Annotated in this window: 15 protein-coding genes and 1 pseudogene; 8 read left to right on the forward strand and 8 right to left on the reverse strand. The window is 35.7% G+C overall.

Going from position 1 to position 14,115, the window contains the following annotated elements; all coding sequences use genetic code 11:
• The 7 genes from AACZ41_RS15570 to AACZ41_RS15600 all read left to right on the forward strand — a co-directional run bounded on the left by AACZ41_RS15570 (position 1) and on the right by AACZ41_RS15600 (position 6,222).
• Positions 1 to 1,284: an NADH:ubiquinone reductase (Na(+)-transporting) subunit B gene (locus AACZ41_RS15570; RefSeq protein ID WP_339629528.1), complete on the forward strand. Its 1,284-nt coding sequence runs from the start codon at positions 1 to 3 to the stop codon at positions 1,282 to 1,284.
• Positions 1,285 to 1,286: 2 nt separating this feature from the next.
• On the forward strand, positions 1,287 to 2,039 hold the full coding sequence (locus AACZ41_RS15575; protein ID WP_339629529.1) for a Na(+)-translocating NADH-quinone reductase subunit C: 753 nt from the start codon (positions 1,287 to 1,289) through the stop codon (positions 2,037 to 2,039).
• 1 nt (position 2,040) lies between these two features.
• Positions 2,041 to 2,688 carry an NADH:ubiquinone reductase (Na(+)-transporting) subunit D gene (locus tag AACZ41_RS15580; protein WP_339629530.1) on the forward strand — a complete coding sequence of 216 codons (648 nt, stop codon included), beginning with the start codon at positions 2,041 to 2,043 and terminating at the stop codon, positions 2,686 to 2,688.
• A 21-nt stretch (positions 2,689 to 2,709) separates the two neighbouring features.
• Positions 2,710 to 3,468 (forward strand): NADH:ubiquinone reductase (Na(+)-transporting) subunit E, encoded by a 759-nt coding sequence (nqrE, locus tag AACZ41_RS15585; protein WP_339629531.1) that lies wholly within the window; start codon positions 2,710 to 2,712, stop codon positions 3,466 to 3,468.
• A gap of 2 nt (positions 3,469 to 3,470) precedes the next feature.
• Entirely contained in the window at positions 3,471 to 4,778 is a 1,308-nt protein-coding gene (nqrF, locus tag AACZ41_RS15590) for an NADH:ubiquinone reductase (Na(+)-transporting) subunit F (RefSeq protein WP_339629532.1), read from the forward strand.
• Positions 4,779 to 4,849: 71 nt separating this feature from the next.
• Positions 4,850 to 5,212, forward strand: coding sequence for a Na(+)-translocating NADH-quinone reductase subunit F (locus AACZ41_RS15595; protein ID WP_339629533.1), 363 nt, complete (start codon positions 4,850 to 4,852; stop codon positions 5,210 to 5,212).
• Positions 5,209 to 6,222 (forward strand): FAD:protein FMN transferase, encoded by a 1,014-nt coding sequence (locus tag AACZ41_RS15600; RefSeq protein WP_339629534.1) that lies wholly within the window; start codon positions 5,209 to 5,211, stop codon positions 6,220 to 6,222. The genes AACZ41_RS15595 and AACZ41_RS15600 overlap by 4 nt, the downstream gene beginning before the upstream one ends.
• Here AACZ41_RS15600 and AACZ41_RS15605 read toward each other — a convergent pair whose 3' ends face one another.
• Genes AACZ41_RS15605 through gpmI form a run of 3 tightly spaced genes read right to left on the reverse strand, consistent with a single transcriptional unit; the run spans position 6,223 to position 9,369 of the window.
• The gene (locus tag AACZ41_RS15605) at positions 6,223 to 6,987 is read right to left on the reverse strand and encodes a class I SAM-dependent methyltransferase (protein ID WP_339629535.1); all 765 of its coding nucleotides are present in this window, start codon (positions 6,985 to 6,987) and stop codon (positions 6,223 to 6,225) included.
• A 9-nt stretch (positions 6,988 to 6,996) separates the two neighbouring features.
• Positions 6,997 to 7,815 carry a type I methionyl aminopeptidase gene (gene map / locus AACZ41_RS15610; RefSeq protein WP_339629536.1) on the reverse strand — a complete coding sequence of 273 codons (819 nt, stop codon included), beginning with the start codon at positions 7,813 to 7,815 and terminating at the stop codon, positions 6,997 to 6,999.
• A gap of 36 nt (positions 7,816 to 7,851) precedes the next feature.
• Complete coding sequence (gene gpmI, locus AACZ41_RS15615; protein WP_339629537.1) at positions 7,852 to 9,369, reverse strand: 2,3-bisphosphoglycerate-independent phosphoglycerate mutase; 1,518 nt, start codon at positions 9,367 to 9,369, stop codon at positions 7,852 to 7,854.
• 223 nt (positions 9,370 to 9,592) lie between these two features.
• Between gpmI and AACZ41_RS15620 the strand changes: the two genes are divergently transcribed.
• Positions 9,593 to 9,985 (forward strand): ankyrin repeat domain-containing protein, encoded by a 393-nt coding sequence (locus AACZ41_RS15620; protein WP_339629538.1) that lies wholly within the window; start codon positions 9,593 to 9,595, stop codon positions 9,983 to 9,985.
• 124 nt (positions 9,986 to 10,109) lie between these two features.
• Here AACZ41_RS15620 and AACZ41_RS15625 read toward each other — a convergent pair whose 3' ends face one another.
• From AACZ41_RS15625 to AACZ41_RS15645, 5 genes and pseudogenes are all read right to left on the reverse strand, one after another.
• Positions 10,110 to 10,277 carry a DUF6747 family protein gene (locus tag AACZ41_RS15625; RefSeq protein ID WP_339629539.1) on the reverse strand — a complete coding sequence of 56 codons (168 nt, stop codon included), beginning with the start codon at positions 10,275 to 10,277 and terminating at the stop codon, positions 10,110 to 10,112.
• Between the two features lie 135 nt (positions 10,278 to 10,412).
• On the reverse strand, positions 10,413 to 11,183 hold the full coding sequence (locus AACZ41_RS15630; protein ID WP_339629540.1) for a M48 family metalloprotease: 771 nt from the start codon (positions 11,181 to 11,183) through the stop codon (positions 10,413 to 10,415).
• Between the two features lie 40 nt (positions 11,184 to 11,223).
• Complete coding sequence (locus AACZ41_RS15635) at positions 11,224 to 11,958, reverse strand: M15 family metallopeptidase (protein WP_339629541.1); 735 nt, start codon at positions 11,956 to 11,958, stop codon at positions 11,224 to 11,226.
• 87 nt (positions 11,959 to 12,045) lie between these two features.
• Complete coding sequence (locus tag AACZ41_RS15640) at positions 12,046 to 13,209, reverse strand: gliding motility-associated C-terminal domain-containing protein (protein ID WP_339629542.1); 1,164 nt, start codon at positions 13,207 to 13,209, stop codon at positions 12,046 to 12,048.
• Positions 13,209 to 14,115, reverse strand: a pseudogene (locus tag AACZ41_RS15645) (hypothetical protein); the annotation flags it as partial. The gene AACZ41_RS15640 and the pseudogene AACZ41_RS15645, both read right to left, overlap by 1 nt.

Consider the following 14,115-nt stretch of genomic DNA (forward strand, 5'->3'; position numbering starts at 1 on the left):
ATGAGTTTAAAAAGTAAATTACACGAACTGAAACTGAAGTATCAGGGTAAAAAGATGGCGCCTGCTTTCAATGCTTTTCATACTTTTTTGTTTTCGCCAGATGAAACTACCCATGCAGGTGGTACGCATGTTAAAGCTGCAGATGATTTAAAACGTACGATGAATACGGTAATCATGGCACTGATTCCAGTGCTATTGTTTTCGATGTTCAATGCGGGTTATCAGCATTATTCTGCCATAAACGGTTTTCCAGCAGATTTTTCTGTAATGAACGATTTCCTTACTTGGGATAACTTTTGGATCGGTATTATAAAGGTTCTTCCTTTGGTGGTGGTATCCTATGGAGTAGGTCTTTTAGTGGAATTTATTTTTGCAGTTATAAAAGGCCACGAAGTTGAAGAAGGGTATTTGGTTACCGGTATGTTAGTGCCTTTGATCGTACCAATTGATACTCCACTTTGGATGTTGGCCGTTGCGGTAGTTTTCGGTGTAGTGATAGGTAAAGAAGTTTTTGGTGGAACGGGAATGAACATTCTTAATCCGGCATTAACGATTAGAGCATTTCTTTTCTTCGCTTACCCAACATGGATGAGTGGTGATAAAGTTTGGGTTTACGGAGCACGTGAGCGTTCTGAAGAAATACTAGCTGGCGCAACTAATGTTGATGCAATTTCAGGTGAGACTATATTAGGGTATTTAGCCCAGAATAAAGGAGCGGAAATGACATATTCAGTTTCGGATATGTTTTTTGGTTTTATACCAGGATCTGTAGGTGAGACTTCTGCCTTTTTGATTCTTTTAGGAGGTCTGTTTTTAATTTATACCAAAATTGCTAGTTGGAGAATTATGGTGAGTGCCGTTATCGGTTCTTTGGTAATGGGATTAATTTTTAATCAAATTGTTGATTTTGGCTGGGTTGCAGAATCTAGTAAGTTTTACGGTTTAATGAGTTTTGATTTTTGGAAACACCTGATCGTTGGGGGTCTAGCATTCGGCATAGTATATATGGCCACAGATCCTGTTACAGGTTCTCAGACCAACAAGGGTAAATGGTTCTATGGATTTTTTATAGGATTCATTTCTGTAATGATACGAGTGTTCAATCCGGCATATCCAGAAGGTGTATTCTTGGCTATATTATTGATGAACGTATTTGCACCAACTATTGATCATTATGTTATTAGAGGTAACATCAAGAATAGAATGAAAAGATTAAAGAATGCCACTATCTATCCAAAAGATTCAGATGGTAAGGCAGAAGAACTTAAAGCTGAAACAGTTTAATTATGGCAATTAAAACAGATAGTAACGTTTATACAGTAGTTTTTGCTGCTGTTATGGTTGTGGTAGTTGGGTCGATACTTGCATTTTTGGCATCGGCACTACGACCGAATATTAAAGAAAACGAGCGTTTCGAAAAGCAGCAGAACATCCTTTATGCAATGGGCGTAAATGAAAATGGAGATGACGCTGGTAGTGTAAACTTTATTCCTACGGATGTGGTTGAGGGTGAATTTTCAAGCTATATTAAAGAGCAATTAGTTATTCAGGGAGACAAAATCACCCAGAATGATGAGGCTTATTTGATTGATTTGAAAAAGCAACTGGCAAATATCAAAAAAGGTGAGGATTATAAATTACCTGTTTTTATTGGTGAAAAGGGCGGAAAAAAGTTTTATATCATACCAATGTATGGTAAAGGTCTTTGGGATGCTATTTGGGGTTTTATTGCTCTAGATGACACCATGACGGTTCAAGGTGTTTATTTTGATCATAAAGGGGAGACTCCTGGTTTAGGTGCGAATATTAAAATGCGTTATTTCATGGACGATTTTAAAGGAGAATCTATATTGAAAGGAACTCAGTATGCAGGTATAGCAGTTGCAAAAGGTAACAACGACCCATTGAACAATACAAAAGATGATAATGAAGTAGATGCCCTTGCAGGTGCTACTATCACAGGAAATGGTGTTTCGGCTATGATTAAGGAGACCGTTAAATTATATAAACCTTATTTAGAAACAATTAGAGCAAAGTAATATGGCACTACTCTCAAAAAAAGATACAAATCTTATAACGGATCCGCTAGCGGATAACAACCCTATTACAATTCAGGTATTGGGTATATGTTCGGCATTAGCTATTACTGCAGAATTAAAGGCCTCTTTGGTGATGGCTATTTCTGTAATGTTTGTTTTAGGTGCTGGAAACGTCGTCATATCATTGATGAGAAATATCATACCTTCAAAAATTAGAATTATTGTTCAGTTGATTGTTGTGGCGACCTTGGTAATTATAGTGGATCAAGTGCTAAAGGCATATGCATATGAATTGAGCAAAACCTTGGCGGTATTTGTTGGCTTGATAATCACGAACTGTATTATCATGGGTCGATTTGAAGCATTCGCTTTGGCTAACGGACCGTGGCGTTCATTTTTGGACGGAATCGGAAATTCTCTTGGATATGGTATTATTTTGGTTATTGTAGGTTTCTTTAGAGAGCTTTTAGGATCAGGTACGCTTTTCGGATATCCGGTTTTAGGGGACCCAATTACAAAAACTGGATTATATGCAACGGGCTATGAGAACAACGGGTTTATGATAATTCCGCCAGCTGCATTAATTGTAGTAGGTATTATTATTTGGGTACAACGCTCAAGGAATCCAGCATTGGTAGAGGAGAATTAAAAAGACATTTAATAAGAGATTATGTTAGAACATGTAGAATTATTTTTTAAGTCCATCTTTATCGATAACATGGTATTTGCCGTGTTCTTGGGGATGTGTTCTTATTTGGCTGTATCCAAAAAAGTTGCTACTGCAGTAGGCTTAGGTGCCGCTGTAATATTCGTATTGGCAGTAACAGTACCAATGAATTGGTTGTTGGATAAATATTTATTGCAAGACGGTGCTTTGGTTTGGTTAGGTCCGGAATATGCAGATTACAATCTTAGCTTTTTATCTTTTATCCTATTTATTGCAACTATTGCAACAATGGTACAACTAGTAGAAATAGTTGTTGAGAAGTTTTCACCTTCGCTATATAATTCATTAGGTATTTTCTTGCCTTTAATAGCAGTAAACTGTGCAATTTTAGGAGGCTCATTGTTTATGCAGGCTAGAGAGATCGAAACCTTAGGCTTAGCTTTTAACTATGGTGTCAGTTCTGGTATTGGCTGGTTTTTGGCAATTTTAGCTATTGCTGCCATTCGTGAAAAAATCAGATATAGTAATGTACCTGCTCCTTTAAGAGGATTAGGAATAACATTTATTATTACTGGTTTAATGGGTATTGGTTTCCAAAGTTTTGGTGGTATGCTTACAGGTGGCGGTGATGAAACTGAAGAATCTAATGAACAAGTGATTCAGATAGAACAATTAGATGTTGTTGAGCCAGAAAAAGAAGTAGTAGAAAAGAATACTGAAATTGACGAGAAGGAGATTTCTTATAACGACGTAAAAAAATAAATATGATTTTAGCTGCAAGTACTGGCGGAACTATACTAATAACCGTTGTCGCATTTCTAATATTATTAATGGTATTGGTGGCGTTGCTTTTGTTCACCAAACAAAAACTTTCTCCATCGGGTCCTGTGACCATAACAATAAATGGAGAAAAGAAAATTGAAGTAGCTTCAGGTGGGTCTTTATTGTCCACTTTGGGTAATCAAAAAGTATTCTTACCTTCTGCTTGTGGTGGTGGTGGAACATGTATACAATGTGAATGTCACGTTTTATCTGGAGGAGGTGAAGCGCTACCTACAGAAACTCCTCACTTCTCAAAAAGAGAATTGAACCATGGTGCACGTTTAGCCTGTCAGGTTAAGGTGAAACAAGATATGGAAATCACAATTCCAGAAGAGGTTTTTGGTATTAAGAAATGGCCAGGTAAAGTAGTACGTAACTATAACGTTGCATCTTTCATTAAGGAATTCGTAGTTGAAATTCCTGAAGATATGAACTACAAAGCTGGTGGTTATATTCAAATTGAAATTCCACAATGTGAGGTGAAATTCTCAGACATGGATATTACGGCTCACCCAGAAGAGCATGAAACTCCAGATAAGTTTCAAGCGGAATGGGACAAGTTTAATTTGTGGCCTTTAGTAATGAAGAATCCAGAAACAGTAGAAAGAGCATACTCAATGGCTTCTTTCCCTGCCGAGGGAAGAGAGATTATGTTAAACGTTCGTATTGCTACTCCGCCATGGGATCGCGCTAAAAATGGTTGGATGGATGTTAACCCTGGTGTTGCTTCATCGTATATTTTTAACCTTAAAAAAGGTGACGAAGTAACAATTTCAGGACCTTATGGAGAATTCTTTATAAATGAATCTGATTCAGAAATGTTGTATGTAGGTGGCGGTGCAGGTATGGCGCCTATGCGTTCGCATTTATATCATTTATTCAAAACATTAAGAACGAATAGAAAAGTAAGCTATTGGTATGGTGGTCGTTCAAAACGTGAGTTGTTTTACTTAGATCATTTTTACAAATTAGAAAAAGAGTTTCCTAATTTTAAATTCTATTTGGCCTTATCAGAACCAATGGAAGTTGATAACTGGAAAGTAAAAGAGAATATAGATGCTCCTGGTGACGGTTTTGTAGGTTTTATACACAACTGTGTAATTGATAACTATTTAGTTCATCATGAATCTCCAGAGGATATAGAGCTTTACTTCTGTGGTCCTCCATTAATGAATAAAGCTGTGCAGAAAATGGGTGAAGATTTTGGTATCCCAGATGAGCATATACGTTTTGATGATTTCGGTGGATAATATATAAAACGCTGATATGTAATATAATAGCCGATACCTAAAGTATCGGCTTTTTTATCAAATTTATTTAAATGCATGTATTAACAGAACAAGAGCTTCACAATTTAGCGATGAACATTGCTGGTAAGCAATTGGAAGATGCTGGGTTTGAGTTTTTAGCCGTGAATAGCGAATTACGCAAGAATCCTCAATTTGTTTGCATCAAGGATAAGAAAATGCGCTTTGTAGTTGTAAAAGCGATTGAATATCCCGGTGATCCTAAAGATATTGAGTTTTTTAAATCAGATTTGAATAAAATGAAGGAGCATGCCTTAAAATTTGATGCAAGTACTTTTTATGCAGGTGTTGGTTTGGTGAATGCGGCGGATCATAATTTGCCGGTTTATTTAGATGAGGAGTATATTGTTGATTATGATGGATTAGTTGAGATATGAGGAATAAAATCTTAGTGTTGGGTGTAGTTTTTGGGTTGTTTTATTCTTGCAGTCAAAACAATGCTGATGCACATCGTAATGAAAATAGAGGTGCTGCTTTAGGTACTTCTTATAATGTTATTTCCATTACAGCAAAAGAAGTTGATTTTCAAAAAGATATTGATTCCGTTTTTATAGCTATAAATCATTCATTATCTACCTATATTCCCGAATCTGATATTTCAAGAATTAACCATGGTGATAGTACGGTTGTCGTTGATAAGATGTTTGAAGATGTATTTGAGTTATCTAAGGTTATATATGAAGATACTGATGGATATTTTGACCCTACCGTTGGCACTTTGGTAAACGCATGGGGTTTTGGTCCTGCGCAGCAGATAATATTAGATAGCCTTAAGGTAGATAGTTTGTTGAATTATGTTGGTTTGGATAAGTTAAGTATCAATTCTGAAAAGCATGTAGTTAAGAGAAATAAAAATATCTATTTAGATTTTAATGCTATTGCCAAAGGTTATGCAGTAGATAGAATTGCTATGATGCTCAATGCAAAAGGGGTAAAGAATTATTTGATTGAAGTTGGTGGTGAGCTAGTCGCTAAAGGAAGAAACACAATAAATGATAAATCTTGGGTGGTGGGCATTGATGATCCACAAATGCAAACAGATAGAACAACTAAAATATTAATTCATTTAAATAATAGGGCATTAGCGTCTTCTGGTAATTATCGAAAATTTAGAATTGACGAAAGTACCGGTAAAAAATATGTACATACTGTAAATCCTAAAACAGGTTTCACCCAAGTTTCAAATACGCTTGCAGTTACTATTTTGGCAGATGATTGCGCTACCGCAGATGCTTACGCTACAGCTTTTATGGCCATGGATTTAGATGAAGCTTTCAAATTGATAAATGAGAATAAAGATCTAGAAGCATATATCATTTATTTAGATGAAAATGGGGATACACAAGAATATTTAACCAAAGGCTTTAAAGATTTGGTAGTTAAATAATTATTTCTTGACTAGAGGTATTATTTCTCCAGTTGCCAATCGATATCGATTGATTTTTTCAGGTGTAAATTTTTTTGTGAAATCTACTTCATTGACCGTGAACCCAATAGTGCGTAATTTATCAAAATAATCTCTTCCATAAATGCGAACATGGTCGTATTGACCAAAAATTATCGCACGCTCTACTTTATCGGTAATAGAATTATCCTCAAAGGTTTTTTCCCTTTTTAAATCTTGAGGTATCTGGAAAATTCCCCACCCTCCTGGTTTTAAAACACGATATAACTCTGACATTGCTTTTGTATCATCAGGGATGTGCTCTAGCACATGGTTACATAGAATTACATCGAAAGTATTGTCTTCAAAGGGTAAATTACAAATATCAGCTTTTACATCTGCCAAGGGTGAATTTAAATCTGTGGTTACATAGTTTAAATTCATTAAATTTCTAAACCGCTTGTAAAAAGCTTGTTCAGGAGCAAAATGTAGTACCTTAAGCGATGTGGTGAAAAAATCAGTTTCTTCTTTTAAATATAACCAAAGTAAACGATGCCTTTCTAAAGATAGGGTAGAAGGTGAGAGGACATTTTCACGAGGGTTTTCGTATCCATAAGGTAAAAAGCTACGAAACGTGTTCCCATCAATGGGGTCCTCATAAGTATTGCCTCTATAGTATATCTTAAAAAAAGGTTTTACTAAATAACTAAGCGATATTAGTATAGGTCTAGGTACCAGATTAAGAAAAAATTTAAATATTTTCTTCATGCTTTGTACCTAGTTGTTGATAGAGGAGGAAGTAAATTCAGCTTCTTCATCACTAACGATTCCTAATGCGTCATATATGTATTTAAATGTTGATAATAATTCTGGTTTACCATTTACAATAGCAATATTATGCTCGAAATGAGCGCTAGGTTGACCATCAGCGGTGAGTATTGTCCAACCATCTTTCAATTGCTTAATATTCTTTGTGCCCATATTGGTCATAGGCTCGATAGCAACGGTCATCCCTTCAACGAATTTTTTACCACGGCCACGTTTACCATAATTTGGCATTTCTGGATCCTCATGCATTTTTCGACCTAAACCATGGCCTACTAGCTCGCGAACGACACCATAACCATGGTCTTCTGTAAATTTTTGTATTGCATAACCAACATCACCGACTCGGTTGCCAACTTTAAATTCACGTATCCCTACATAAAGTGATTTTTTAGTTACATCTAAAAGCTTTTTCACTTCTGGGGTTACTTCACCAACTTCAAAAGTATAGGCATGGTCGCCATAAAAATCATTTTTTAATGCACCACAGTCAATTGAAATAATATCACCTTCTACTAATGGGGTATTGTTGGGTATACCATGCACTACCTGTGCATTTGGGCTCATACAAAGGGAATTGGGGAAATCATATAAACCTAGAAAACCGGGTACTGCACCATGATCACGAATAAAAGTCTCAGCTAAAGTATCTAATTGAAGTGTAGTTACTCCTGGTTTTACTTCGCTGGCGATCATTCCTAAAGTTTTAGAAACAATGAGAGCACTTTCTCTCATCAATTCAATCTCTTCGGCCGTTTTAATTTTTATCATAAATATTTAGACTTTCGGTTACTTCCGATAATTTATTTATACCAATGAATTTTGGGTCATGTACTTAGATTTTTCCACACCCATCATTTTTAAAATTGTTGGTGCGATATCACCTAACACACCATCTTTGATATGATGAATATCATTATCCACTAAAATTAATGGAACTGGGTTGGTGGTGTGTGCTGTATTCGGACTTCCATCTTCATTTACCATTGTTTCACAATTACCGTGGTCAGCAATAACGATAACAGAATAATCATTTTCTATTGCAGCGGTAATAACATCTTTAGCACATTCGTCAACAGTTTCGCAAGCCTTTATAGCAGCTTCCATAACCCCTGTATGGCCTACCATATCAGGATTGGCGAAGTTTAAACAAACGAAATCGACATCACCTTTCTTAATTTCTGGAATAATTTTATCTCTAATTTCAAAAGCACTCATTTCGGGTTGTAAATCATATGTAGCCACTTTTGGCGACGGACATAAAATTCGAGATTCACCTTCAAAAGGAACTTCCCTACCACCATTGAAAAAGAAGGTTACATGAGGATACTTTTCGGTTTCAGCTATACGTATTTGTTTTTTACCTGCTTTAGATAATACCTCACCTAAGGTTTCAATGATATTGTCTTTATTGTAAACCACATGAACATTCTTATATGACTCATCATAATTCGTCAAAGTCACATAATACAAGTTTAATTTATGCATATTTTGCTCATGCATATCTACCTGACTTAATACCTGGGTCAGTTCTCTACCACGATCTGTTCTGAAATTGAAGAAAATAACAACATCATCTTCTTTAACAGATGCAATAGGTGTGCCATCGGTATTGGTCATAACGATAGGTTTTATAAACTCATCGGTAATATCGTTGTCATAACTTTTCTGAATGGTTTTTCCTATGTCAGTTGATTTTTCGCCCTCTGCATTTACAATAACGTCATAAGCTTCTTTAACGCGTTCCCATCGTTTGTCGCGATCCATTGCGTAATATCTGCCAATAACTGTTGCTAATTTGGTGTTCTTATCAGCACAGAAATGAACTAAATCTTCTAAAAATCCTTTACCGCTTTTAGGATCTACATCTCTACCATCGGTAAATGCATGCACAAACATATTTTGAACACCAGACTCTTTTCCGGCGGTAATAAGACCTTTAATGTGATTTGTATGACTATGAACGCCACCATCACTAAGAAGTCCTAAGAAATGAACATTTTTGTTATTTTTCTTAGCGTATTCAAAAGCATCTTTTAAGACTTGTTCATCTTTCAACGTATTCTCTTTAACCGCTTTATTGATTTTGGCTAAATCTTGATAAACAATTCTACCGGCACCTAAATTCATGTGTCCCACTTCACTATTCCCCATTTGCCCTTCAGGAAGACCAACGTTCATGCCGTCGGTCAGTAAATTCGAGTTTGCATATTTTGTATATAGGCTATCGATAAATGGTGTATTTGCTTTATCTACCGCAGATACTTCTGGGTCAGGTGATTTTCCCCAACCATCTAATATCATTAAGATTACTTTTTTGTTCATCTTTCCTAAGGTTTTAGATATCAAAAATACTATGTTCTGCTTAGTAAATCTATAAGATTACTTACCTTTTTTAATTTGATAACATATCACAACAAATTTTCAGTTTTGAATAGTATTTGTTTGTTAAAGTTTAGTTATAACACTGTTAATGGATGAAACAAATTTAAATGGACAGTGTCTTTTAAAATATACAATATTGTATTCATCAATTAAATCACTCATCATGAAAAAATCAATTCTAACATTATCCATTGTGGCAATTACGATGGGGTCAAATTTAATGGCCAATGAGATTACACAACTATCTAGTGTTTTACACAACGATCTAATTATTAATGTAGATATCAGCTCGTTTTGTAAAGCTGTTATACAAGGAGATGTATCAACCGTAAAACGACTAATAGATTTAGGCGAAGATGTTAATCAAAAATCTTTAGGCATGACCCCTGCAATGTATGCTGCTAGATATAATAAGGTTGAAGTTTTGTCCTTATTGATAAAAAAGGGTGCAGACTTAACCATCAAAAGTAATCAAGGCTTTACGGTTAAACAATACGCTGAATTATCAAATGCGGAAGAAGCAATGGTTGTAATTGATACTGCTATAAGTAGTTAGGGTAAATTCAAAAATCGATGTTTTGAAAAACAATTATTAAAAAGCCTCATTGAAATTTTCAATGAGGCTTTTTTAATTGTAAAGTTCTACTCCAAATAGTGTTCAGGTAAAAGAGTAAAAAGCGTTAAAAATCAAATCCATTTAGTGCTCTATAAACAAAAGCATATAGTGCCGAAAATATCATTAGGGCACAAAATATAGAGTAGACCTTTAAAATAGTAACCAATATTTCAGGTTTACAATTTTCGAACGCCTGCACGTATATATTTCTAAAATGTGTAATTGTTCCCATTATAGTGTTCTTCTATGATTAAATCATAGCTATAAAGGCATTAATAAATGGCAAAATAAGCTTGGGACTTACCCAAAGTTACAAAATTATAGTTGTCGTAATACCTACTATAGATTAAATGACCAAAAAATCCGATTAACCTTGATTTTTATACTTTGCTATAGCTTCTTTAATTTTCTCAATTCTATTTTCGGGATCCGGATGGGTACTTTGAAATTCTGGAGTACGATTAGGGTCACCAGCTGCTTTTAATATTTCCATTACCTTGATCATCTCATAGGGGTCATACCCAGATTGAATCATAAAAAGAACTCCTAGTTCATCACTTTCCAATTCATCACCACGACCATTTTTAAGCAAGGTATTCTGGCCAATACTGCCAACAATGCTACCCATATCTCCTGCACCAACGGTTGCACCCATTGTCGCGGTTTGCCAGGTTTGACTATCAGCAATTCGTTCTGCAGAATGTCTACCAATCACATGTCCTATTTCATGACCTAATACTCCCGCTAATTGAGCTTCGGTCAATTGTGAAAATAATGCGTATGTAATAAAGCATTGTCCACCTGGCAATGCAAAGGCATTTATAGTTTGATCATCTGCAAGTAAATGAAAATCATATTTATAAGGAGTTTCCCTAGCTATACTGTTTTGTACCAATTTATTACCCACAGATTCTACAAACGATTGTAGTCTTTTATCAGGGTAAAGTCCGCCATGTTGTTGGGCCATTTCTGGAGCACTTTGCAAACCAATGGCAATTTCTTGGTCTGAAGTCATGGTGATATGCTGCGAGCGACCAGTATATGGATTTTCTTCGGTATTACTGCATTTTTGGATTAATGCAAATGCTACAATAGCCAAACCGATAAATATTCTAATTTTCCAACTTCCTCTTCTCATGGTAATGTGTTCTAATACAGGTTCCTTAAGTATATAAAGCCTATAATAGGTCTCTATTGATATCTAAAATATTGTTTTGAATATAAGATCTTAGAAAGCCCATTGTAAAATTCTCTGCACCATAATAATCTTCACGAAGTAATAGCGAAGCAATATTTTTACCTCTAAACTGCTCTAACATAGGTATAGAAAGTGGAGCATAGCTGTAGTGCCAAGGCTCATATTTAAATCCTCTTCTTTTTGGATCATCTGTGTACACTAAATAAAAACCATAGGTTTCAGAATGTTCATCCATCCATTTTTTAAAATCAACAAAGGGGCCTTCATTTTCATATTTGTGAGGGACTAAAACATCACCTTCAACTTTTCTATACCCATCAATGACATCAATATCTGTACCCCAATGATGCCTGCTTGTTCCTGGTATGGTAGAATATTCTATAATTTTATCGATGGCATCAATAGGGTTCATTCCATCATCTTCTGTATAGGTCAGAAATTTTCGTTCAAAAATTGCGGTCTGTCGTTCATAATTTCGAAAGCTGGATACTATTTTTAAATCGATACCATCACTGTAAGCTGCTTTTTTCATCTCTAAAAAGGCATCGTGAGCTTCCTTTCTTAAGTTGATATCCTTGCCGTAAAGCTTAATATCCTCTTTGCCCATTAGTTCCGCAATGGAATAATCTAGGTCTTGTTGAAAGTTAATCGTAGGCAATAGTGAAATAGCTAGAGCCGCAGAACCGCTTTTTTGTATAAAATTTCTTCGCTTCATAAGTTAAAAATAAGATTTTAAGGTATGACCTATCTAATTTTAACGCTAAAAAGGTCATTGTAATATTTTAAAACTTATCAATTTCAACTATCGAGCCAAATATAAAAAACCTTGAAAGCTCAAATCTTCTCCAGGTAAATCTATGGTATAGAAATATACACCAATAGGTAGTCCTTTTTCGGCACCGAAAGGAATGTTATTTAGATTTGAAAACCCATTAAATTCGTCTCTGTAATTAGCCATTTCAAAAACTTTAAGTCCGTAACGGTCATAGATTTGAACAAAATTACTATCGTAATCTTCTAATTCAGCAACGTAAAAAGAATCATTTACACCATCTCCATTTACGGAAACAAAGAAATTATCGAGGTTGACCACTTCTAATGATAATGGCTCATATGGTGCTTTTGATACCCCAAGGGTTATGATTTCGTAATCGTCTGGAATGAAAGAAGTTGTGGTTATAAACCCTTCGTTTAATGAACCAATAGGTATGTTGCCAACAAGGTTTATCCATTGTTGCGAATTTTTGCTCCAACCAACGGGTATGATTGTGGTAGCATCATCGGTCAGCCCTTCCATTGTGCTGCGTTGGTTCCAGCTAAGGGTTACGTTAGATGGTATTGTACCTTCTAATCGCCAAAACTCATTGGTAGTAACACTTTCAACATCTAAATCTTTTTCTAAGGTATCAAAGGTGTTCGAAAATGAAATTGGGTTATTGGCATCTTCAAAGAAATAGGCACCTTTTGCGAATAGGTTAACGCTTTCTGAGTTTATGATCAATGGTCTTAAAAATTGACTGTCACCGATAGGGAAGGCAAAATCTTTTTGATTGGTTATGGCTGCATACCCTTCAATTTTAGAAAAATCATTTTCGCCAGTGTAGAACGAATTATCTAAAAAAGTATAAAAAATAGAAGGTTGGGTTAGGGGAGTACGGATGTTACCTAAAATAAAATTGGTATTGTTGCTATTATCGATACCTAACGCTAATTGCAGATTATTTTCGAGGGCAATTTCTACATCATAGAATTGAGGGGTCAACGTACCAGATACTGTTACTGATTGCGTACCATAAAACCCTACTAAACCAAGGTTGTTGTCTAATGGAGATTCATTGATAAGATTGGTGTGAAAACCAATGCTACCACCCTCATGAATACGCAAATTGCCATTATTGTAAAGAGCAGTTTGGGCAGATGCCGAAACCACCAAAAGAATGAAAAGAAGTGAAAGTTGTTTTTTCATTATTCTTTTGTCTTTTCTAACAATAGTTTCTTTATTTCCTCCATTTGGGCTTTAAGTGCTTCTACTTCGCTAGCCATGTTTTTGTTGGTGGACTCCAATTGCTTTATCTTCTTTTCTTGCTCAATGGTGTGCAGAAAAAGTTCTTCTATTTTTTCGAGGTTGATTAAAGCACCTTCAGTAAGATTCCAATTTCCATTGTTTTTAGCAACTTCTTTTACTGATTTAACACCTGGTAAATGATGATTTGTTTTTAAATAATCCTCAATATTTTCTAACGTTGAAAATTTATAATCAGATTTTATTGTTGATATGCCTAAATAGTATTTTTGGAAAACGTAATCGGGGTACGTAGCTGTGCCAGAAATAAAGCTTCCGTTTGTACTAACATCCCCAACAAATACTGGATTAATTTTTGAACCATCAATAGCTGCGCCTGGTGCAATATCTTCATTAATTATTGTAAAATTTTCAATCTCATCTGTTGAAACACCACCTGTCTCTATTTCTGATTGACCGACCGCGTCAATTCTGATTTCTGATGCATCAACTGAGTCAGCTTGTAAATCAGAAGCAGTTATGGAATTATCAAGTATTAATCCTCCTGGCCCTCCGGAAATTACACCATTTGGAATTGACGTTATATATGGGTTACCTGCCGTTCCCGCACCTGAAACGGTTACGGTTGCACTTCCGTTTACGATAGTTTCGGAACCGTCCCCCACGGTTGCGGTAAGGACATAAGGGTCGCCTGCTGTACCTGTTCCTGCAACGCCTACCGTAGGACTTCCGTTTACGATTGTCTCGGAACCATTTGATGTATCTAAGCTTGTGAGAACGTATGGGTTACCTGCCGTTCCCGCACCTGTCACCGTTACGGTTGCGCTTCCGTTAACGATTGTCTCGGAA

Source organism: uncultured Maribacter sp., assembly GCF_963974015.1.
In the GTDB taxonomy this organism is placed as follows: Bacteria; Bacteroidota; Bacteroidia; order Flavobacteriales; family Flavobacteriaceae; genus Maribacter.

What these genes read in the sequence shown, in the direction of transcription:
- AACZ41_RS15570 (WP_339629528.1), top strand. Translation starts at nt 1, where the DNA reads ATGAGTTTAAAAAGTAAATTACACGAACTGAAACTGAAGTATCAGGGT.
- AACZ41_RS15575 (WP_339629529.1), top strand. Translation starts at nt 1,287, where the DNA reads ATGGCAATTAAAACAGATAGTAACGTTTATACAGTAGTTTTTGCTGCT.
- AACZ41_RS15580 (WP_339629530.1), top strand. Translation starts at nt 2,041, where the DNA reads ATGGCACTACTCTCAAAAAAAGATACAAATCTTATAACGGATCCGCTA.
- nqrE (WP_339629531.1), top strand. Translation starts at nt 2,710, where the DNA reads ATGTTAGAACATGTAGAATTATTTTTTAAGTCCATCTTTATCGATAAC.
- nqrF (WP_339629532.1), top strand. Translation starts at nt 3,471, where the DNA reads ATGATTTTAGCTGCAAGTACTGGCGGAACTATACTAATAACCGTTGTC.
- AACZ41_RS15595 (WP_339629533.1), top strand. Translation starts at nt 4,850, where the DNA reads ATGCATGTATTAACAGAACAAGAGCTTCACAATTTAGCGATGAACATT.
- AACZ41_RS15600 (WP_339629534.1), top strand. Translation starts at nt 5,209, where the DNA reads ATGAGGAATAAAATCTTAGTGTTGGGTGTAGTTTTTGGGTTGTTTTAT.
- AACZ41_RS15605 (WP_339629535.1), bottom strand. Translation starts at nt 6,987, where the DNA reads ATGAAGAAAATATTTAAATTTTTTCTTAATCTGGTACCTAGACCTATA.
- map (WP_339629536.1), bottom strand. Translation starts at nt 7,815, where the DNA reads ATGATAAAAATTAAAACGGCCGAAGAGATTGAATTGATGAGAGAAAGT.
- gpmI (WP_339629537.1), bottom strand. Translation starts at nt 9,369, where the DNA reads ATGAACAAAAAAGTAATCTTAATGATATTAGATGGTTGGGGAAAATCA.
- AACZ41_RS15620 (WP_339629538.1), top strand. Translation starts at nt 9,593, where the DNA reads ATGAAAAAATCAATTCTAACATTATCCATTGTGGCAATTACGATGGGG.
- AACZ41_RS15625 (WP_339629539.1), bottom strand. Translation starts at nt 10,277, where the DNA reads ATGGGAACAATTACACATTTTAGAAATATATACGTGCAGGCGTTCGAA.
- AACZ41_RS15630 (WP_339629540.1), bottom strand. Translation starts at nt 11,183, where the DNA reads ATGAGAAGAGGAAGTTGGAAAATTAGAATATTTATCGGTTTGGCTATT.
- AACZ41_RS15635 (WP_339629541.1), bottom strand. Translation starts at nt 11,958, where the DNA reads ATGAAGCGAAGAAATTTTATACAAAAAAGCGGTTCTGCGGCTCTAGCT.
- AACZ41_RS15640 (WP_339629542.1), bottom strand. Translation starts at nt 13,209, where the DNA reads ATGAAAAAACAACTTTCACTTCTTTTCATTCTTTTGGTGGTTTCGGCA.